18 protein-coding genes are annotated in these 19,751 nt (G+C 73.4%); 5 read left to right on the top strand and 13 right to left on the bottom strand.

Going from position 1 to position 19,751, the window contains the following annotated elements; all coding sequences use genetic code 11:
- The 9 genes from ACIQU4_RS38810 to ACIQU4_RS38770 all read right to left on the bottom strand — a co-directional run.
- Positions 1-302 (bottom strand): phosphoadenosine phosphosulfate reductase family protein (locus ACIQU4_RS38810; protein ID WP_403741466.1); only part of this gene is annotated, 302 nt, incomplete at its 3' end.
- The gene (gene cysC, locus ACIQU4_RS38805; RefSeq protein WP_030009619.1) at positions 299-844 is read right to left on the bottom strand and encodes an adenylyl-sulfate kinase; all 546 of its coding nucleotides are present in this window, start codon (positions 842-844) and stop codon (positions 299-301) included. The genes cysC and ACIQU4_RS38810, both read right to left, overlap by 4 nt.
- Positions 845-879: 35 nt before the next feature.
- Positions 880-1,608, bottom strand: a complete 729-nt coding sequence (locus ACIQU4_RS38800; protein ID WP_403741462.1) for a phosphoadenylyl-sulfate reductase — start codon at positions 1,606-1,608, stop codon at positions 880-882.
- The gene (locus ACIQU4_RS38795; protein ID WP_385591103.1) at positions 1,605-1,784 is read right to left on the bottom strand and encodes a hypothetical protein; all 180 of its coding nucleotides are present in this window, start codon (positions 1,782-1,784) and stop codon (positions 1,605-1,607) included. The genes ACIQU4_RS38800 and ACIQU4_RS38795 overlap by 4 nt, the downstream gene beginning before the upstream one ends.
- Positions 1,781-3,490: a nitrite/sulfite reductase gene (locus ACIQU4_RS38790; RefSeq protein WP_403741459.1), complete on the bottom strand. Its 1,710-nt coding sequence runs from the start codon at positions 3,488-3,490 to the stop codon at positions 1,781-1,783. Before ACIQU4_RS38790 ends, ACIQU4_RS38795 begins: the two co-directional genes overlap by 4 nt.
- 230 nt (positions 3,491-3,720) lie before the next feature.
- A complete protein-coding gene (locus tag ACIQU4_RS38785) occupies positions 3,721-3,804 on the bottom strand; it encodes a putative leader peptide (RefSeq protein ID WP_351782709.1) in 84 nt (27 codons plus the stop codon).
- A 184-nt stretch (positions 3,805-3,988) separates the two neighbouring features.
- A complete protein-coding gene (locus ACIQU4_RS38780; protein ID WP_403741456.1) occupies positions 3,989-4,552 on the bottom strand; it encodes a GNAT family N-acetyltransferase in 564 nt (187 codons plus the stop codon).
- A gap of 5 nt (positions 4,553-4,557) precedes the next feature.
- Entirely contained in the window at positions 4,558-5,823 is a 1,266-nt protein-coding gene (locus tag ACIQU4_RS38775) for a GAF domain-containing protein (RefSeq protein WP_403741480.1), read from the bottom strand.
- Between the two features lie 340 nt (positions 5,824-6,163).
- On the bottom strand, positions 6,164-7,819 hold the full coding sequence (locus ACIQU4_RS38770) for an acyl-CoA dehydrogenase family protein (protein ID WP_403741453.1): 1,656 nt from the start codon (positions 7,817-7,819) through the stop codon (positions 6,164-6,166).
- Positions 7,820-7,836: 17 nt separating this feature from the next.
- Here ACIQU4_RS38770 and ACIQU4_RS38765 point away from each other — a divergent pair, with 17 nt between their 5' ends.
- On the top strand, positions 7,837-8,970 hold the full coding sequence (locus ACIQU4_RS38765) for a YihY/virulence factor BrkB family protein (protein ID WP_403741451.1): 1,134 nt from the start codon (positions 7,837-7,839) through the stop codon (positions 8,968-8,970).
- 45 nt (positions 8,971-9,015) lie between these two features.
- Positions 9,016-9,777: a helix-turn-helix domain-containing protein gene (locus ACIQU4_RS38760; protein ID WP_403741448.1), complete on the top strand. Its 762-nt coding sequence runs from the start codon at positions 9,016-9,018 to the stop codon at positions 9,775-9,777.
- Here ACIQU4_RS38760 and ACIQU4_RS38755 read toward each other — a convergent pair.
- Positions 9,714-10,133 (bottom strand): VOC family protein, encoded by a 420-nt coding sequence (locus ACIQU4_RS38755; RefSeq protein ID WP_403741445.1) that lies wholly within the window; start codon positions 10,131-10,133, stop codon positions 9,714-9,716. The two genes, ACIQU4_RS38760 and ACIQU4_RS38755, sit on opposite strands and share 64 nt — an antisense overlap.
- A 311-nt stretch (positions 10,134-10,444) precedes the next feature.
- Here ACIQU4_RS38755 and rsgA point away from each other — a divergent pair, with 311 nt between their 5' ends.
- On the top strand, positions 10,445-11,566 hold the full coding sequence (gene rsgA, locus ACIQU4_RS38750; RefSeq protein WP_403741442.1) for a ribosome small subunit-dependent GTPase A: 1,122 nt from the start codon (positions 10,445-10,447) through the stop codon (positions 11,564-11,566).
- A gap of 152 nt (positions 11,567-11,718) precedes the next feature.
- Here the strand turns inward: rsgA and ACIQU4_RS38745 are convergent, their stop codons facing one another.
- The 3 genes from ACIQU4_RS38745 to ACIQU4_RS38735 form a co-directional block, all read right to left on the bottom strand.
- Entirely contained in the window at positions 11,719-12,099 is a 381-nt protein-coding gene (locus ACIQU4_RS38745; protein WP_403741438.1) for a PPOX class F420-dependent oxidoreductase, read from the bottom strand.
- A 105-nt stretch (positions 12,100-12,204) separates the two neighbouring features.
- Positions 12,205-12,687, bottom strand: coding sequence for a DUF456 domain-containing protein (locus tag ACIQU4_RS38740; RefSeq protein WP_403741435.1), 483 nt, complete (start codon positions 12,685-12,687; stop codon positions 12,205-12,207).
- A 56-nt stretch (positions 12,688-12,743) separates the two neighbouring features.
- Complete coding sequence (locus tag ACIQU4_RS38735) at positions 12,744-13,721, bottom strand: helix-turn-helix domain-containing protein (protein ID WP_403741478.1); 978 nt, start codon at positions 13,719-13,721, stop codon at positions 12,744-12,746.
- A gap of 199 nt (positions 13,722-13,920) precedes the next feature.
- Here ACIQU4_RS38735 and ACIQU4_RS38730 point away from each other — a divergent pair, with 199 nt between their 5' ends.
- Both ACIQU4_RS38730 and ACIQU4_RS38725 read left to right on the top strand, forming a co-directional pair.
- On the top strand, positions 13,921-17,697 hold the full coding sequence (locus ACIQU4_RS38730; protein ID WP_403741432.1) for a S8 family peptidase: 3,777 nt from the start codon (positions 13,921-13,923) through the stop codon (positions 17,695-17,697).
- A 584-nt stretch (positions 17,698-18,281) separates the two neighbouring features.
- The gene (locus ACIQU4_RS38725; RefSeq protein ID WP_403741430.1) at positions 18,282-19,718 is read left to right on the top strand and encodes a protein phosphatase 2C domain-containing protein; all 1,437 of its coding nucleotides are present in this window, start codon (positions 18,282-18,284) and stop codon (positions 19,716-19,718) included.
- Positions 19,719-19,751: the final 33 nt, after the last annotated feature.

Here is a 19,751-nt window from a genome sequence, read left to right as displayed (position 1 = left end):
TTGTGCCGGGCCACCGCGCGGTCGCGGTAGTCGAGGACCTCGGGGAAGTTGTGTCCGGTGTCGACGTGCAGCAGCGTGAAGGGCACCGGCGCGGGTGCGAAGGCCTTGAGCGCCAGGTGCAGCATGACGATGGAGTCCTTGCCGCCGGAGAAGAGGATCACCGGCTTCTCGAACTCGCCCGCCACCTCGCGGAAGATGTGCACGGCCTCCGATTCGAGGGCGTCGAGGTGCGACAGCGCGTAGGGCGCGGAGCCCAGGGAATCGTCCGCAGCCTCGTGGACGTGTGCGACGGTGGCCGTCATGCCAGACCCCTCTCGGTGAGCAGCGCGTGCAGGGCCGAAGCCGACTCCTGCACGGTCTGCGTGTGCGACTCGATGCGCAGGTCCGGGGAGTCCGGAGCCTCGTACGGGTCGTCGACGCCGGTCAGACCGGAGATCTCGCCCGCCGCCTGCTTGGCGTACAGGCCCTTCACGTCACGCTCGGAGCAGACCTCGACCGGGGTGGCCACGTGCACCTCCAGGTATGAGGTGCCCTCGGCGGCGTGCCGCTTGCGGACGGCCTCGCGGCTGTCCGCGAACGGCGCGATCACCGGTACGAGCGCCTTGACGCCGTTGCTCGCCAGGAGTTCGGCGACGAATCCGATCCGCTGCACGTTGGTGTGGCGGTCCTCCCGGGTGAAGCCCAGGCCGGCGGAGAGGAACTCGCGGATCTCGTCGCCGTCGAGGACCTCCACGCGGTGGCCCTCGGCGCGCAGCCGCTCGGCCAGCGCGTAGGCGATGGTGGTCTTGCCCGCGCTCGGCAGCCCGGTCAGCCACACGGTGGCGCCCTGGTCGCTCACGCTCATCTGCTGTGTCTCCGTAAGTTCTGTGCTGTCCGTCATCAGCCGTGCAGTCCGCACTCGGTCTTGGCCCGGCCGGCCCAGCGGCCGGCGCGTGCGTCCTCGCCCTCCGCCACGCGGCGGGTGCAGGGGGCGCAGCCGACGGAGGCGTAGCCGTCCATCAGCAGCGGGTTGGTCAGGACCCCGTGCTCGGCGACGTAGGCGTCGACCTCGTCCTGGGTCCAGCGGGCGATCGGGGAGATCTTGACCTTCTGCCGCTTCTCGTCCCAGCCGACCACCGGGGTGTTCGCCCGGGTGGGGGACTCGTCGCGGCGCAGGCCCGTCGCCCATGCGTCGTACGCGGTCAGGCCCTCTTCCAGCGGCTTGACCTTGCGCAGCGCGCAGCACAGGTCGGGGTCGCGGTCGTGCAGCTTCGGGCCGTACTCCGCGTCCTGCTCGGCTACCGTCCGGCGCGGGGTGAGGGTGATGACGTTGACGTCCATCACGGCCTCGACCGCGTCGCGGGTGCCGATGGTCTCCTCGAAGTGGTAGCCGGTGTCGAGGAAGACCACGTCCACGCCGGGGAAGGCGCGGGAGGCGAGGTGGGCGACCACCGCGTCCTCCATGGAGGAGGTGACGCAGAACTTCTTGCCGAAGGTGTCGGCCGCCCAGCGCAGGATCTCCAGCGGGGACGCGTCCTCCAGGTCGCGCCCGGCCCGTTCGGCAACGGTCTTCAGAGACTCAGCCTCGGGGCTGCCGGCCTTGAGACGGGCGTCTTGAGTCGTGGTCATATCTCGTCCCCTCCCACGGTGTCGGACCGGACACCCCGGGCCAGCAGCCCGAGGTACTTCAGCTGGAAGGCCCGGTTGCAGGACCTGCACTCCCAGGCGCCGTGACCCGTCTCGTTCGGAAACAGGTCCTCGTCGCCGCAGTACGGGCAGTAGAACGGGGCCGCGCGCTCGCTCACGACAGGTCCTCGTCCTTCGCGCGGGTCACCCAGGCGGCGAAGCGCTCGCCGTCCTCGCGCTGCTCCTCGAAGCGCGTGACGACCCGCTCGACGTAGTCGGGCAGACCGGCCGAGGTGACCTTGAGGCCGCGGACCTTGCGGCCGAATCCGGCCTCCAGCCCGAGCGCGCCGCCCAGGTGGACCTGGTAGCCCTCGACCTGGTTGCCGTCATCGTCGAGGACCAGCTGGCCCTTGAGACCGATGTCCGCCACCTGGATACGGGCGCAGGCGTTCGGGCAGCCGTTGATGTTGATGGTCAGCGGCTCCGCGAACTGCGGCAGGCGGCGCTCCAGTTCGTCGATGAGCGAGGCGCCGCGCGCCTTCGTCTCGACGATGGCCAGCTTGCAGAACTCGATGCCGGTGCAGGCCATCGTGCCGCGGCGGAACGGGGACGGCTTGACCCGCAGGTCCAGCGCCTCCAGCGCGGCGACCACGGAGTCGACCTTGTCCGCCTCGATGTCGAGGACGATCATCTTCTGCTCGGCGGTGGTGCGCAGGCGGCCGGAGCCGTGCTGGTCGGCGACGTCCGCGATCTTGGTGAGGGTGGCGCCGTCCACGCGGCCGACGCGGGGCGCGAAGCCGACGTAGAAGCGGCCGTCCTGCTGCTGGTGGACGCCGACGTGGTCGCGCCACTGGCCGCTGGGCTGCTCGGGCGCGGGGCCGTCGGTCAGCTTGCGTCCCAGGTACTCGTCCTCCAGGACCTGGCGGAACTTGGCCGGGCCCCAGTCGGCGACGAGGAACTTCAGCCGGGCGCGGGTGCGCAGGCGGCGGTAGCCGTAGTCGCGGAAGATCGAGATGACGCCCTCGTAGACGTCCGGGACCTCGTCGAGCGAGACCCAGGTGCCCAGGCGCACGCCCAGCTTGGGGTTGGTGGAGAGGCCGCCGCCGACCCAGACGTCGAAGCCGGGGCCGTGCTCGGGGTGGTTCACGCCGACGAAGGCGATGTCGTTGATCTCGTGCGCCACGTCGAGCAGCGGCGAGCCGGAGATCGCGGACTTGAACTTGCGGGGCAGGTTGGAGAAGTCCGGGTTGCCCACGATGCGGCGGTAGATCTCGTCGATGGCGGGGGTGCCGTCGATGATCTCGTCCTGGGCGATGCCGGCGACGGGCGAGCCGAGGATGACGCGGGGCGTGTCACCGCAGGCCTCGGTGGTGGAGAGGCCGACGGCCTCCAGGCGGCGCCAGATCTCCGGGACGTCCTCGATCCGGATCCAGTGGTACTGCACGTTCTGCCGGTCGGTGAGGTCGGCGGTGCCGCGCGCGAACTCCTGCGAGATCTCGCCGATGACGCGCAGCTGCTCGGTGGTCAGCCGGCCGCCGTCGATGCGGACGCGCAGCATGAAGTACTTGTCGTCCAGCTCCTCCGGCGCCAGGATCGCGGTCTTGCCGCCGTCGATCCCGGGCTTGCGCTGGGTGTAGAGACCCCACCAGCGCATGCGGCCGCGCAGGTCGTTGGGGTCGATCGAGTCGAAGCCCGTCTTGGAGTAGATCGTCTCAATGCGTGTCCGCACGTTGAGACCGTCGTCGTCCTTCTTGAACTGCTCGTTGCCGTTGAGGGGGGTGTGGTGTCCGACGGCCCACTGACCCTCGCCGCGGTGACGGCCGGTCTTGCGGCGCGCGGCGGCTGCGGGAGCTGCGGCTGCGGGCGTTTCGGGGGTGGCGGCCATGGCGGTACGTCCTTCTTCGGCGGCTCGATGCAAGGGCAGGGGGAGGGGCGGCGAGTGCCCCTGTTCATCAGCCCTGCCGCTGAGCAGGTGCGGCCGATCGCCGCCCGATTTTCCGGTTGTGCCGGTGGTCAGGGCGGTGTTCTGCCTTCAGGGGACTGCGGGCGGCGGCGCCCCCGCGACGACGGTGTGCGGGGCGCTGTGCCGGGGCTGCGCGGCGGTGGCTGGTTCCGTCAGCGCGCCGAACAGATGGCACTGGACATGCGGCCGAGGTCGACGTGCCGCCGACTCACCAAGGCAATTCCAGCTCCATTCATGGCGGAAGCGTGTCATGTGCCGATTGGAGGAGTCCACTACTGTCCATTATTCGGACGATGTAGTCCCGCATCCCGAGACAATGTGACGCCGGTCACGCGGCGGAGGTGGGCGGGATCCGGCCGCCGCAGCCCGTCCGGCACGGGGCGCCCCCTGTCCCACGGCCCGGATGCCGTACGCAGGCCCCTACGCGCCCGGCCAGGGGCCGGGGGTCGGGGCGCTCTCCTTCTCTTTCGTCTCCGTCTTGAAGAGCTTGAAGCCGCGGCGCAGGTAGTTGTCCATCGCCGTAGGGCCGTCCTGGCTGCACGTGTGGAGCCAGACCCGCGTCGTCGCCTCGCGCCCCGGCCAGCGGTCCGCCAGGGACCAGGCCGCGTCGATGCCCAGCGTCAGCAGGTGGCCCCCGATGCGGCGGCCGCGGAAGTCCGGGAGCAGCCCGAAGTACATGATCTCCACCACGCCGTCGTCCTGCGGGTCGAGCTCCACGTACCCCGCCGGCGTCCCGTGCTCGTACGCCACCCACGTCTCCACGCCGGGACGGCCCAGCTGCTCCACCCACTGCGCCCGGGTCAGGGACAGCCGGTCCGTCCAGTGGATGTCACCGCCCACCGAGGCGTAGAGGAAGCGGCTGAACTCCGGCGAGGGGACCTCCGCCCGCCGGACGCTGATCTCAGGACCCGGGACGGCCGCCCGGACCAGATCCTGCGGCGAGGCCATTTCCAGGGACCACGTGGTGAGTGTGATGGTGCTCATGCAGGTCAGGGAATCATGCCCGCCCCCGCACGGCCCAGCCGGGCTCTGATCACCGCCGGCGCCGTCGAGTGCGGCAGCAGCGCCGCCGGGTCCTCGGGGCGGATCAGCTCCACCTCCACGTCGTCCGCGAAGCGGTACGGGCGGTGGGTCAGCACCCCGCCCAGGTGCCGCCGTACCCGGGACAGCTCCGCCCGCACCGTCACCGTCCGCGTCGGATCCCCGAACAGCTCCGCCGCCAGCTCCGCCGCCGACCGCCCCCGCGGGCTCTCCGCCAGCAGGAACAGCAGCTCCGCGTGGCGCGGGCTCAGCTCCTGGGACCAGCTCCCGGCAGCCCCGTACACGGTCGCCGACCACACCCGCGGACGGCTCAGGTCCAGGACGACCCGGCTCGCCGCCGCGGCCGTGCCCGGCGCCTCCGCGACGCGCAGCAGCCAGCCGCCCGGCAGCGGCTCCACCACGCAGTCCCCGAGCTGCGCCACCCACACCCGGCCCGGCCCGAACCCCTTCGGCAGCGCGATCCGGTCCGCCGGGGCCAGCCCCGTCACCGCCGCCGTCCAGCCGTGCGGGTCCACCGCCAGGGCCTGCCCCGGCAGCCGGGCCAGCAGCGGCGACGCGACCGCCCGCAGCCGCTCCAGCGACTCCAGGTGCCGGATCCGCAGCTCCCGCTCCGCGAGGCGGGCCACCGAGCTCACCCACGCCAGCGTGGCCGGGTGCATCGTGGCCAGCGGCCCGCTGACGTCCACCACGCCCAGCAGCCGCCCGTCCCGCGGGTCCCGCACCGGCGCCCCCGCGCAGGTCCAGTCGTGGTGGCTGGAGACGAAGTGCTCCGCCGAGAACACCTGGACGGGCTGGCGGGCCACCAGAGCCGTACCCACGCCGTTCGTGCCGACCACCGCCTCGTCCCAGTCGGCGCCCACCGTGAACCCGAGCCGGTCCGCCTTGCGCAGGATCGAGGAGGCCCCCTCCCGCCACAGCAGCCGCCCCTCCGCGTCGGCGACGACCATGATGTGCAGAGCCGTGTCCAGCGCCGGCAGCAGCCCCTCGCGCAGCACCGGCAGGATTTCCCGCAGCGGCGAGACCTGCCGCCGCTCCTCCGTCTCGGCCGCCGACAGCATCCGCGAGCGCGCGTCCCGGTCCGGGTGCACCCCGCCGGCCAGCATCCGGCGCCAGGACTCGGCGATCTCCGGGCGGGGCTCCGCCGGCGGCCGGCCCCCGGCCAGCGCCGCCGCCCGTACCCCCTTGAGCAGACGCGCGGCCTCTCGCGCGTCCATGGCCGAGATGCGTGCCACATCGACCGTGCTGCCTGTGGTGTAGGCCACCGGAACCTCCCCGTGCGGAACGAAACGCAGCGAACGCAGAGAACGCTGAGAACTCAGAGGACTCAGAGGACTCAGAGGGTTGCAACGGTATGCAACTCTCGCCAAGTCCCGGTCACCCGACCGAAACTGTCCGCACGTCGCCTCGCGGCGTGACGGCTCCTCCTCGGGGCTTTCGGATCAGGGGTGGTGCCGAGTCGGCGCGGTGCCACCCCTGATCCTGGTCAACGGGCCCGGATCCCGGCTCGGATCCCGGCTCGGACCTGTTTGGGGACAGGTCCCGGAGTCCCGGAACCTAGCCCGCGATCCGCGCCCGTTCGACCAGCGCGCCCAGATGCAGGCTGTGCGGCAGCGTGCCGAAGGCCGCGCCCCAGTCGCCGCCCAGGCGCGAGGCGCAGAACGCGTCCGCCACCTCCGGCGGCGCCCAGCGCACCAGCAGCGATCCCTGCAGCACCAGGGCGATGCGCTCCACCACCCGGCGCGCCCGTGCCTCGATGCCCTCCAGGTCCGCGAGCTCCGTCAGCAGCCCCTTGATGGCCGAATCCAGCCGGTGGTCGGCGCCGCGCGCCTGCCCGACCTCCTGGAGGAGCGCGTTCAGCGCCAGCGGCTCCCGCTGCAGCGCCCGCAGTACGTCCAGGGCCTGTACGTTGCCCGAGCCCTCCCAGATCGAGTTCAGCGGGGACTCGCGCAGCAGCCTCGGCAGCCCGGACTCCTCGACGTAGCCGTTGCCGCCCAGACACTCCAGGGCCTCCGCCACCATCGGCGTACACCGCTTGGTCACCCAGTACTTCGCGGCGGGCACCGCGATGCGCAGGAAGGCCCGCTCCTGCTCCGTCCCGGCGTCGTACGCGGCCGCGAGGCGCAGCCCCAGCGTCGTCGCCGCCTCCGACTCCAGCGCGAGGTCGGCCAGTACGTTGCGCATCAGCGGCTGCTCGATGAGCCGTGCTCCGAAAGCAGAGCGGTGCTCCGCATGGTGCACGGCCTGCGTCAGCGCCTGCCGCATCAGCGCCGCCGAGCCCAGCACGCAGTCCAGCCGGGTCGCCGCGACCATCCCGATGATGGTCCGCACCCCCCGCCCCTCCTCGCCGACCCGCCGCGCCCACGTCCCGTCGAACTCCACCTCGGCCGACGCGTTCGACCGGTTGCCCAGCTTGTCCTTCAGCCGCTGGATCGCGAACACGTTGCGCGTACCGTCCGGCAGCACCCGCGGCACCAGGAAGCACGTCAGGCCGTCCGTTCCGGAGGACGATGCCTGCGCCAGCACCAGGAACCCGTCCGACATCGGCGCCGAGCAGAACCACTTGTGCCCCGTCAGCAGGTACTCGCCCGCCGCGTCCAGCGGCTTCGCCGCCGTCGTGTTCGCCCGTACGTCGCTGCCGCCCTGCTTCTCCGTCATCCCCATGCCGAACAGCACCCCGGCCTTCTGCCCGGCCGGCCGTAGCCCCTCCTCGTACGCGTGCGAGGTCAGCCGCGGCTCCCATTCGGCGGCCAGTTCCGGATCCGTCCGCAGCGCCGGTACGGCGGCATGGGTCATCGACACGGGGCAGCCGTGCCCCGCCTCGGCCTGCGACCACACGAAGAACCCGGCCGCGCGGCGCAGATGCCCGGCCGGCCGGCCCCACGCGTCGGTCAGCCCGGCGCCCACCGCGTGCCCGAGCAGCCGGTGCCAGGCCGGATGGAACTCCACCTCGTCGATCCGGTTGCCGTACCGGTCGTGCGTACGCAGTTGCGGTGGGTTCTCGTTCGCCTGCGCACCCCACCTCTGGGCCTGCGCCGAGCCCGCCGCCCGCCCCAGTTCCGTGAGCTCCTCCCGCACCTCGCCGAGGAGTTCGGGCGCCGCGCCCGACAGGTGCCGTTCCACGCCCTCGCGCAGTGCCCGGTCGGTGCCGTAGACGTCGTAGCCCACGAGGGGAGGGGCCTGGTTGGTGACTGTGTGGGTGGTGGCTGCCATGCGGATACCGTAAGGACGTGCAGCCAGCAAAAGAAACACCCGAGCGGGTCCACGAGCGGGTCCCCGGGCGACTCCACCGGGCCCGTGCCCTGTACCGCAACGTCTCCAAGCGCAAGATGGCGTGGCTGCTGCTGAAGGACACCGTCAATTCGTGCATCGAGTACCGGATCCTCGGCCTGGCCGCCGAGGCGGCGTTCTTCACGCTGCTCTCGCTGCCGCCGCTGTTCCTGGGCCTCCTGGGCCTCCTCGGGTACGTGGACGGCTGGACGGGCGGCACGTTCGTGGCCTCCATCGAGGAGAACATCCTCAACGCCGTCGGCACGGTCCTCTCCGACCGGGGCGTCAACGACATCGCGAAACCGATGCTCGACGACGTCACCAAAGCCGGCCGCCCGGACCTGATCTCCCTCGGCTTCGCCTTCGCCCTCTGGTCGGGCTCGCGGGCCGTCAACGTCTTCATCGACACCATCACCGTGATGTACGGGCTCGACGGCCAGCGCGGCATCGTCAAGACCCGGCTGCTCTCCTTCCTGCTGTACGTGGTCGCCCTGGTGATCGGCGCCGTCGTGCTGCCGCTGATGGTGGCGGGGCCCGACGCGGTGGTCCGCTGGGTGCCCTGGAGCACCGAGGTGATCGCGGTCCTCTACTGGCCGATCGTCACCCTGCTGTCCATCGCCTTCCTGACCACGCTCTACCACGTGTCCGTACCCGTGCGCTCCCCGTGGATCGAGGACGTCCCGGGCGCGCTCGTGGCACTCGCCATGTGGGTGCTGGGCTCGTTCCTGCTGCGGATCTACCTCACGAACACCGTCGAGGGCCCGACCATCTACGGCTCGCTGGCCGCGCCCGTCGCCGTCCTGCTGTGGATCGGCGTGTCGGCCTTCGCCGTGCTCGTCGGCGCGGCCGTGAACGCCGCCATCGACCGCGTCTGGCCGTCCGTGGCCACCGCCGCGGCCCGCGAGGCCAACGAGCGGGCCCGCGAGACGCAGGCCGCGCAGCTGATCGCGCGCGCCGCCGCGTGGCGGGCCCTCGCCGAGGGCGAGTCGGAGGACGACGAGGAGGGGGACGGCGAGATGCCCTCGGAGTTCCCGGAGCGCTGGTCGAAGTTCCTGCCGCCCGAGGACTACTCGGCCCGGCTGCGCAAGCACTGACGGTCACGGAACGGGGGTCGCGGGTCGCGGCGTAACGTGGCGGCTGTGTACGAGGAGCGGTCGTCCCCGCTGGTGCCGGGCGCCATCGTCTGGCGGCGCACCGCAGCCCCCGGAGCCCCTGGCGGGCCCGTACTGCCCGACGGCTGCATGGACCTGCTGTGGGTCGACGGGCGGCTGCTGGTCGCCGGCCCCGACACCGGGCCGCACCCCGCCGGGGAGGTGCCGGGCGGGGCCCGCGGCCTCGTGTCGGGGCTGAGGTTCGCCCCCGGCACGGCGCCCGCGCTGCTCGGCGTACCGGCGTACGAGCTGCGTGACCGGCGGGTCGAGCTCGCCGACCTCTGGCCGGGTCCGGAGGCGCGCGAGCTCGCCGAGCGGATGAGCGCGTACGAGGACCCCGGCTCGGGGCTGGAGCGGCTGGCCCGCAGCCGCGCGGCGCGGAGCAAGCCCCCCGACCCCCTCGCCGCACGGGTGGCGGCCGGGCTCGGCGCGGGGGAGTCCGTGGCCGCCGTGGCCGCGGCGGTCGGCCTCGGGGAGCGCCAGCTGCACCGGCGTTCGCTCGACGCCTTCGGCTACGGACCCCGCACGCTCGGACGCGTGCTGCGCCTCCAGCGGGCGCTGGAACTGGCGCGGCGGGGGCTGCCGCAGGCCGAGGTGGCGTACCGGGCCGGGTACGCCGACCAGGCCCACCTCGCCCGCGAGGTGCGGGCGCTGGCCGGGACCACCCCGGGGGCCTACGCGGCGGCCTACGCCCCGGCGGCGGCGAACAGGGAGACCCCGCAGCCGTCCGGGTCGAGCACGACGGCGTAGCGCTGCCCCCAGAAGGCGTCCCAGGGCTCCAGATGGCCCTTGTACCCGGCGTCCGTCAGCTCGGCGTACACCGCGTCCACCTCGGCGGGGGACTCGCACAGGAATGCGAGCCCCAGCCGGTCGCCCCCGGCGGGGCGGGTCCAGGACGGGTCGAAGGAGCGGATCACGTCCTCCGTGTCCCAGCCGATCCGGAGCCCGCCGGTCAGGACGGCCTCCACGTGCGGCTGATCCTCCGCCCCGGCCGGGATGTCCAGACCGAGGCGGCGGTAGAAGGCGAGCGAGGCGGCCATGTCGGAGACGACGAGGCCGATCATGTCGAGTCGGGGAGTCGTTCGGGGAGCCGTTCGGGGAGTCATGCGGCCAGGCTAGGAGCGGGCCGGCCCGCCGGTCTTGAACGAATCGGACATGCGCCCGCCGAAGTGGCCGGAAAAAGAATTGGCGTGCGCAGGAGCGCACTTGCTACGGTGATCGAGTTCCCGCCGATCCGCGCGGAACCGACCAGTACGTGCATGACCCGGAGGTGAGTTCATTGATGACTGTCGTCACGCAGGGCGCCGCCCGCACTCAGAAGACCATCAATGTCACTTCCGTGGTCTCCGGCTGACCTCACACCTCTTCGCGCGCCGCTGAGCGCGCGCTGCCGGGGCCACCCTGTGAAGGGTTCCCCTTGTCTTTCTCTTCTGCTCGTCTTTCTTCCTCCACCTCTTCTGCGTACGCGTCCGCCCTCGCCCCCTTCGGCTGGGACGAGGCGTGGGAGGCCGAGTTCGCCCCGTACACCGGGCAGGGCCTGGTGCCCGGCCGTGTGGTGCGGGTGGACCGCGGCCAGTGCGACGTCATGACGGCCGACGGCATCGTCCACGCCGACACCGCCTTCGTCACCCCGCACGACCCGCTCCGCGTCATCTGCACCGGTGACTGGGCCGCCGTCGAGGTGGCCGGCAGCCCCCGGTACGTCAAGACGTACCTGCCGCGCCGCACCGCCTTCGTACGCTCCACCTCCTCGAAGCGGTCCGAGGGGCAGATCCTCGCCGCCAACGTCGACCACGCGATCATCGCGGTCTCCCTGGCCGTCGAGCTGGGCCTCGGCCGCATCGAGCGCTTCCTGGCCCTCGCCTGGGAGTCGGGGGCGCAGCCGCTGGTCATCCTGACCAAGGCCGACCTCGTACCGGACCCGGTGACGCTCGCGCACCTGGTCCAGGACGTGGAGACCGCGGCGCCGGGCGTCGACGTCCTCACCGTCTCCTCCCACACCGGGGAGGGCACGGACGTACTGGCGGCGGTCGTCGCCGGCGGTACGAGCGTGCTGCTCGGCATCTCGGGCGCGGGCAAGTCCACCCTGGCGAACGCGCTGCTCGGCGCCGACGTCATGGAGGTCCAGGCCACGCGCGACGCGGACGGCAAGGGCCGGCACACGACGACCACCCGCAACCTGCTGGCACTGCCCGGCGGGGGCGTCCTCATCGACACGCCCGGACTGCGGGGCGTCGGCCTGTGGGACGCCGGGACCGGGGTCGGCCAGGTCTTCTCGGAGATCGAGGAGTACGCGGCCGACTGCCGCTTCCACGACTGCGCGCACGAGGCCGAGCCGGGATGCGCGGTACTCGAAGCGCTGGAGAGCGGCGCACTGCCGGAGCGGCGCCTGGAGAGCTACCGCAAGCTGCTCCGGGAGAACCAGCGGATCGTCGCCAAGACGGACGCCAGGCTCCGCAACGAGATCCGCCGGGACTGGCGGATCAAGTCGGCCGAGGGCCGGGCCAATTACGCGGTGAAGCGCAACGGCCGCCACTGAGACCGGTCACGGACGCCTGCCCCCTCCCCCGAGGAGGGCAGGCGTCCGGGTTCCCGCCCGGGGCCGGGCCTGCGGGCCCACGGGCGTCCGGGCGTCCGGGTATCCGGGCCCACGGGCGTCCGGGCCCACGGGCGTCCGGGCCTCCACCCGGGTCAGTCGTCGTCCAGGCCCCAGGCGAAGATCCGCTCCGGGTGGATCCGGATCACCTCCGGGCTGAAGTGCGGGCCCAGCGCGTGCGGGCCCACCTCCAGCGTGGCGCGCCCGCGGATCTCGACCCCGCGGACCTTCCACGGCCGGGTACTCGCCAGATCGTCCACCACCAGGGCGAGCCGCGGGTTGTTCCCGAGGTTCCGCCACTTCTTCGTCGACCCCATGGCCATGCCGCCCACCAGGACCGTTCCGTCCTCCTGCGGGAAGAACCCCACCGGGTTCGCCTGCGGCTGCCCGGCCGCGTCCACCGTCGCCAGCCGCCCCAGCCGCTGCGACCGGAGGTACGCCAGCTGTGCCTCGCTGAAACCCTTGAACGCCGTCATGGAACCCAGCCTCGCAGCGCCACGCACCACCCGCATCGGGCCTCCGGACGAACAGTCGTGGACCCATGGACCTACGCCGTGCCGTGCCGTGCCCTGCCGCCCGAGTCAGCCCGTCACCACCGCCCCGAGCCAGGCGCCCACCACCATCAGGCACGCGAGCAGTTCCACCAGCACGCTCGTGCCCACCGCCCGCATCACCGCCCGGACCGAGGCCCAGGCCTCGCCGTGCGTGCCCAGCCGCAACCGCTCGCACAGGTAGACGCCCCCCACGAACCCCGGCACCGCCCCCAGCACCGGCACCACCACGAAGCCGATCAGTGCGCCCGCGCCCGCGTACACCGCCATCCGGCGGGTGACCCCCACGCCGCGCAGCCGCCGAGGCGGCAGCTGCCACTCGACCACCTGGACCACCAGCAGCAGAGCCGTCGCCGAGACCAGCAGGGACCACGCCGGCGTCGACCGCTCGTGCAGCGCCCACCACAGCACCCCCGCCCAGACCAGCCAGGTCCCCGGAACACCGGGGACCAGTACCCCGACCACCCCGAGCAGCAGCACCAGCCCCACCAGGAGCAGCTGCGGCAGATCCATGCGCTCAGCCTGACCGACGGGGGCCCATGGGGCCACCCAGCCATGGGGCCGCGCGGCTACCGGGCCACCCAGCCCCTTTCGTACGCGTGCCAGCCCAGCTGGAGCCGCGTCGTGACCCCCGACAGCTCCATCAGGCCCTTGACCCGCCGCTGCACCGTCCGCAGCCCCAGCTCCAGGTGCTTCGCCACGCTCGCGTCCGTCATCCCGGCCAGCAGCAGCGTCAGGATCTCCAGGTCCGTGGTGTCGGGCACGCCCCCCGACTCCTCCGCCGCGCCCGTCGACCCCAGCCGCAGCGGCAGCGCCTCCCGCCACACCGCCTCGAAGAGGCCCATCAGGGACTCCAGCAGCCCCGACGCGTGCACCACCAGCGCCGCCGGCTCCGCCCCGCGCGCCGTCAGCGGGACCATCGCCAGGGACCGGTCCGCGATCACCAGCTTCGTCGGGACGTCCCCCGTCACCCGGACCTGTTCGCCCCGGGCGAGCGCCGTCGACGCCTCCCTGATCCCCGTCGGCAGGGTCAGTACCTCCCGCTCGATCACGACCCGGTACGCCACGCCCCGTACGGCGGCCCGCTCCTCCGCCTCGTTCTCCATCCCGGTGACCACCTGCGGCCGCCCGCTGACCAGGGCGCACACCTCCTCGGCCGCGCCCAGCTGGAGCTGGTGGAAGCGGTGCGCCACCGCGCTCGCGCCCGTCACCACCTCCACCAGGTCGTGCACCGCCGGCTCGGAGGCCTCCGCCCGGTACTCCTGCGCCAGCAGCGCCGCCGTCAGCTCCGCCTGCTCCAGCTCGTGCCGCTGCTGCGTCAGCAGCGCCCCCAGCGCCACCCCCGGCGGGGCCGCCACCCAGCGCCCCGGCCGGGTCGAGGACTGCGCCGCCAGCCCGTGCCGCTCCAGGTGTCGCAGGGCCCGCTCGGTCTGCGGCACCGGCAGCGTCAGCCGGTGCGCGAGGTCGGGCACCTCCGCCGCCCCCAGCGCCACCAGCGCGCGGTACGCCGACTCCTGGCCCTCGTCCAGGCCTATCGCGTTCAGCAACCGGTCCACCCACCCTCTCCACGGCACTCCTGGCGGGAAGCGGCCACGGCGCAAACCCGCCGCGGACATCATCGCCGCATCCCCCGCCCCTCTGCCAAGGTGACGCCACCGCAGCACCAACATCCGCCGGTCAGAAGCCGCTTGCGGGCAGCTTTGCCGTGCAATGCAGCAGTTGGCCGGAATTCACCTGGGGAGAGCGATGCGCCCGATATCGCGTACGGCGGTGGGAGCGGCCACCGCGGCCGTCCTGGCCGTCACCGCCATCGGCCCGTCAGCGGCACAGCCGAGCGACGGAGCGCCTGGAACAACGGGGACGAGACCGATCGCGGGGAGCGAAGCGGCCGGAAAGCAGCCCACGGCCCCGGTCACCGTGACCCTGGTCACCGGCGACCGGATCCTGGTCTCCACCGACCCGGCCGGCCGCACTGCAGCCACCGCGATGCCGCGCGAGGACGGCTCGCAGCCGCTCGTGCAGACCCGCCAGAACGGCAAGGACCTCTACGTCTACCCCGAGAGCGCGGTCAAGGCCCTCGCCGCCGGCCGGGTCGACCAGGAGCTCTTCAACGTCACCGGCCTGATCCGGCAGGGCTACGACGACGCCCGCACCAAGAAGCTCCCGCTCATCGCGGTCTACGACGGCTCCGCCGACCTGGCGCGCAGCGCACCCCCGGCCCCGCGCGGAGCCGAGCGCTCCCTCGTGCTCGGCTCCATCGGGGCCGTCGCCCTCGCCGCCGACAAGCAGCAGGCAGCCGCCTTCTGGGCGGACGTCACCGACACCCGCTCCCGCGCCGCCGGCGGGCTGAAGAAGCTGTGGCTCGACGGCAAGGTCCAGGCGAACCTGGAACGGTCCACCAAGCAGGTGGGCGCCACCGCCGCCTGGGCGGCCGGGTACGACGGCAAGGGCACCAAGGTCGCCGTCCTCGACACCGGCACCGACCTGGAGCACCCCGACCTCAAGGGCCGCGTCGCCGCGTCGAAGAACTTCACCGACTCCGACACCGACGCGGACCGCCAGGGCCACGGCACCCACACCATCTCCACCGTCGGCGGCTCCGGAGCGGAGAGCGGCGGCGCCAAGAAGGGCGTCGCGCCGGGCACCGCACTGCTCAGCGGCAAGGTGCTCAACGACCAGGGCTACGGCCTCGATTCGTGGATCATCGCCGGTATGGAGTGGGCCGTCGAGAGCAAGGCCGACGTGGTCTCCATGAGCCTCGGCGACCCCTCGCAGACCACCTGCGACGACCCCATGTCGGCCGCCGCCGAGCGGCTCGCGCAGAGCAGCGGCACCCTCTTCGTGATCGCCGCCGGCAACTCCGGCCCCGGCAACAACACGGTCTCCTCGCCCGGGTGCGCGCCCAGTGTGCTGACCGTCGGCGCCGTGGACCGCGACGACACCACGGCCCCCTTCTCCAGCCGCGGCCCCGCCGGACTCCAGCACACCCTCAAGCCCGAGATCGCCGCTCCCGGCGTCGGGATCTCCGCCGCCGCCGCGGGCGGCCGCGGGGTGTACGCGTACCAGTCCATGTCCGGTACGTCGATGGCCACCCCGCACGTCGCCGGCGCCGCCGCGATCGTCAAGCAGCGCCACCCCGACTGGACCGCCCAGCAGGTCAAGGCCGCCCTCGTCGGTTCTGCGAACTCCGCCGTCCCCGGGGACGTACGCCAGACCGGCGGCGGCCGCCTAGACGTCAAGGCCGCCGTCGACACCACCGTGACGAGTGCCCCCGCCGTGCAGGGCGGCTCGTACCACTGGCCGCAGGAGCGCGGCGACCGGACGAGCGTCGAGATCCCGTACACCAACAGCGGCACCCGGCCCGTCAGCCTGAACCTCGCCGTCGAGAAGGTCACCGGCAACGACGGCTCGGCCGTTCGCAGCCGGATCGCGGGCCTGGACCGCCGTACGGTGACCGTCCCGGCCGGGGCCACCGTCAAGGTGCCGCTCGCCCTCGACCCGGCGGGCCGGCTGGAGCGCTCCCAGTACGGGGACGTCACCGGGCGCGTCGTCGCCACCGCGGACGGCGTGCACGTCTCCACGCCCTTCTCGCTGTACGTGGAGCCGGAGACCGTCACCCTGCGCGTCAAGCTGATCGACCGCGCGGGCAAGCCCGCCGCCGGACCCTCCTCCCTCGACGTCATCGGCACCGACGACGCCAGCGGGGAGCGCCGCTTCAACGACGGCGCCGCGGACCAGGTCTACCGGGTGCGCCCGGGCTCGTACTTCCTCTCCGCCTTCGTCGGCACGCTCGACGCCGGCGACGGGGCCGCGCTGTACGACTCCCTCACCTACCTGGGCCGCCCCCAGGTGGAGGTCAAGAAGGACGCCGTGATCGTGCTGGACGCCCGCAAGGCCGCCCGGCTCTCGATCGCCACCGACCGGCCCGCCGAGGCCCGCAACACCACCCTCGCCTTCTCGCGGTACTGGGACGGGTCCTGGCTGCACGCGGGCACCGCGATGGGCGGACGGACGATCCGCGGTTACTACGCCTCGGTCGAAGGCCGGGCGCACGAAGGCGAGTTCGAGTTCGGCAGCTACTGGCGCGCGGCCGCGCCGCTGATCTCCGAGCTGAAGGTCGCCGGCCCCGGCGGCCCGGCGCTGCACCCGATCACCGCCTCCACGGGCAGCGACAACCTCGACGGAACGGGAAGCGCGCCGCTGGTCAACGCGGGCTCCGGTACCCCCGAGGAGCTCGCCGCCGCGGGAGCGGCGGGCGCGATCGTCCTGGTCAAGGCGGAGGACGGCTCGCTGTACGAGGTCGCGAACAACGCCAGGGCGGCCGGGGCCAAGGCCGTCCTCGCCTTCCGTGACGCCCCCGGCCGCTGGGCCGGCTTCACCGGCTACGCGGGCGGCTCGCTCCCGGCGCTGACCATCGAGCAGCCGGAGGCGAAGGCGCTGCTGGCGCGGCTCGCGGCCGGGAAGGTCACGCTGAACTGGAAGGGCAGCGCGAAGAGCCCGTACGTCTACAACCTGGCGCAGGTGGAGAAGGGCGCGGTACAGGGGGACCGGACCTACCGGGTGCGCGACCGCGACCTCGGCTCCGTCGAGTCCGCCTACCACGCGATGGGCGTGGCCGCCGACTTCACCGACCTGACCGGCGCCTACCGGCCGCTGGGCAACGCCGTGTACTTCGGCGGCCTGGACACGGTCGCCGTGCCGGGCAAGCGCACCGAGTTCTACTCCGCAGGGGACACGGCCTGGGACCACATGGTCTCCAGCAGCTTCCCCTGGGGCGAGTTCATGACCGACCAGCAGCGCACGTACGCCAAGGGCGGCAAGCGCAGCGAGAGTTGGTACGACGGGGTCATCGGCCCGGTCGCCGGCCGCGACCTCGCGGGCCGGCCGCAGCTGGCCGCCGAGCGGCAGGGCGATCTGATCGGCTTCGCCTCCGCGATGTGGGGGGACAGCGGGCACTACGCGCAGCCGGGCTCCTTCGGGGACGTCGGCGGGCTGGTCCTGAAGCGCAACGGCGAGCAGATCGGCGACAGCTGGTACCCGTCGGGGGTCTTCGAGGTCCCGGCCGAGGAGGCCAGGTACGAACTGACGCAGCAGATCGAGAAGTTCGGAGCCCCGGCGCGGACCTGGCAGCGCTCGCAGGCGGTGGCGACGACCTGGACCTTCCGGTCGAAGCAGGACCCGGCGCAGTACTCGCAGGCCCTGCCGATCCTGTTCCCGTCGATCTCGCTCCCGGCGGACGGCATGAAGACGCTGCCGGCGGCGAACGGGCAGACGATCGGGCTGGGGGTCACGGGGCACGCGGGGTACGTCCCGGGGGCGCTGAAGTCGGTGAAGCTGGCGTACTCGTACGACGGTGAGCACTGGACGCAGGCGGCTGTCGCCGAACGGAACGGGCGCTGGTCGGCGGTCGTGGACCACGCCGGCGCCGAGGCAGGCCGGCAGGTTTCGCTGAAGGTGGAGCTCAGCGACACGAACGGCGCGACCGTCACCCAGACGGTCGTGCGGGCGTACGACATCCGTTAGGTCGTACGAGAGATACGAAAAGGGGTCCACCGGGCGGCGGCCCGATGGACCCCTTTTCGCGTATTCGGCGTTTTCTGCCGCTCTGGGGGGCCAAGAATGAGCCCATGAGTCAGCAGGGCGCGGACGACTGGTGGCAGAAGCTGTACGAAACCCCGGACCCGGACCCGGCCTCCACCCCGGACCCGGCCGACACACTGGATTCCCGCTTCCACTCGGCGTCGTCCGTCACCACCCGGGTCCCACCCCAGGGCCCGCCCGGGGGGCCACCGCCGGTGGCTGCGCCGCCGGGCCCGGTGGGCGCGTCACCCGTGCCCCCCGTGCCACCTGTGCCCCCCGTGTCACCTGTGTCATCTGTGCCGCCGGGGCCGAACCCCGCCCCGCCCGCACCCCCGGGGCCGCTCGGGACGGGGCCGGGGTCCACGCCACCGGTACCGCCGGGGCCCGCGCCCTTCGGGCCGCCGCAGTGGCCCGTGGCGCCCCCGCATGCCGTGCTGCCGGGGCCGCGTCGGGAGCCCGACCCGGAGTCGGCGCCGCCACCCCGGGACCCTCGGGAACCCGGGACGACGGGATACGGCCTGGGCAGTGTGACCGTGCCGCCGGCCCTCCCCGAGGCGCCGCCCGAACTGCCGGTCTGGCGCTGGGGCGCCCCACCCGGGCCCCCGCCCGGGTCCCCGACCCGGGAAGCGCCCCCCGAGCGGACCCCCGACGGGGACACCGGTACACCACCCCGGCCCGGACCCGGAGCCGAGCCGGACTTCAACCCCTGGCCCGCCCCGGGCCCCGCCGTGCCGCCTTCCGCTGTCGAGCCCACTTCCCGGCCCCGGCAGAGCCCCGGACAGGGCCCCGGACAGGGCCCCGGCCAGGGCCCCGGCCCGGCCTATGCCGCCGACCCTGACCCCGGCTCCGACCCCGGCTCCGCCCCGGGAGCCCGGCCCGGCCGCGAGCCGTCGCCCCGCTTCGATTCCGTGCCCGATCCGGGCTCCGGTGCGGAGCCTTCGGCCCCATGGGACGCCGCCCCCGGGGCCGGGCAGGCCGGTGCCCGGCCGCAGGGCCCGGCCGGGTCAGGGGCTCCGGTTGCCGGTGAGCCCTGGTCCGGTGCCGGTGGGGAGGCGGCGGTGTGGGGCGGGGAGCGGCCCGTCGTGGAGTTCCTCGGGGATCGGGCGCCCACCTATGCCGCCGAGCCCGGGGCGCTTCCCCTCGCCGATCCGGCGGCGCTCGAAGAGCTCGTGCCCGACACCGTGCTCGAAGGGGCCCGGCACGGGGCGTACACCCTGCGCGCCACCTCCGTGCGCGGGGACTCCGCCCGCTTCCGCGGCGAGGCCCGGCGGGACTTCCTGCTGACCGCCCGTTTCGGCACCGGCGACGACGCCCTCGTCGTCGTCGCCCTCGCCGGATGCGACCGGGCCGCGCCCGGAGCCGCCGAAGCCGCCGCCGAGCTGTGCCGGTGGATCGCCTCGGCCGTCGGCCGGAGCCGGGAGCGGCTGGCGGACGACATCCGCGCCGGCCGGCGCGACGCCCTGCGCTCGGGGCTCCAGCGGCTCACCGACCGGGGGTACGGGCGCCTGCGCGCCCACGCCGCCGAGCTCGGGCTCCCGGAGGACTCGTACACCGCAGGCCTGCGCGTCCTGCTGCTCCCCATCGACCCCGAGTGCAAGACCCGGATCTCCTTCGGCGCGGGCGCCGGCGGTCTGTTCCGGCTCCGGGGTGGGGCCTGGGAGGACCTGGAGCCGCAGCCGGGCTCGGGCTCGGGCTCGGGCTCGGGCTCGGACGCGGACTCGGCCGAGACCGCCGCGGACGGGTTCCGGTTCCGCGCGGCCGTGGCGCGGCCCCGCGACACCCTGCTCCTGTGCTCCGGAGGGCTCGCCGACCCCATGCGCGAGGAGGGCCTCCTTTCGGCCGAACTCGCGGCCCGCTGGACCGGCGCCGAGCCCCCCGGCCTCGCCGCTTTCCTCGCGGACACCCAGCTCCGCCTCAAGGGCTACGCCGACGACCGGACAGCCGCCGCCGTCTGGGAGGCGTAACCGCGCAGAATGTGGATGGATGGACGGGCGTAC

The organism is Streptomyces sp. NPDC090741 (assembly GCF_044769045.1).
Classification (GTDB): domain Bacteria; phylum Actinomycetota; class Actinomycetes; order Streptomycetales; family Streptomycetaceae; genus Streptomyces.
The sequence above is the reverse complement of the archived record's forward strand: the minus strand, read 5'-3'. Positions and strand labels throughout refer to the sequence as shown.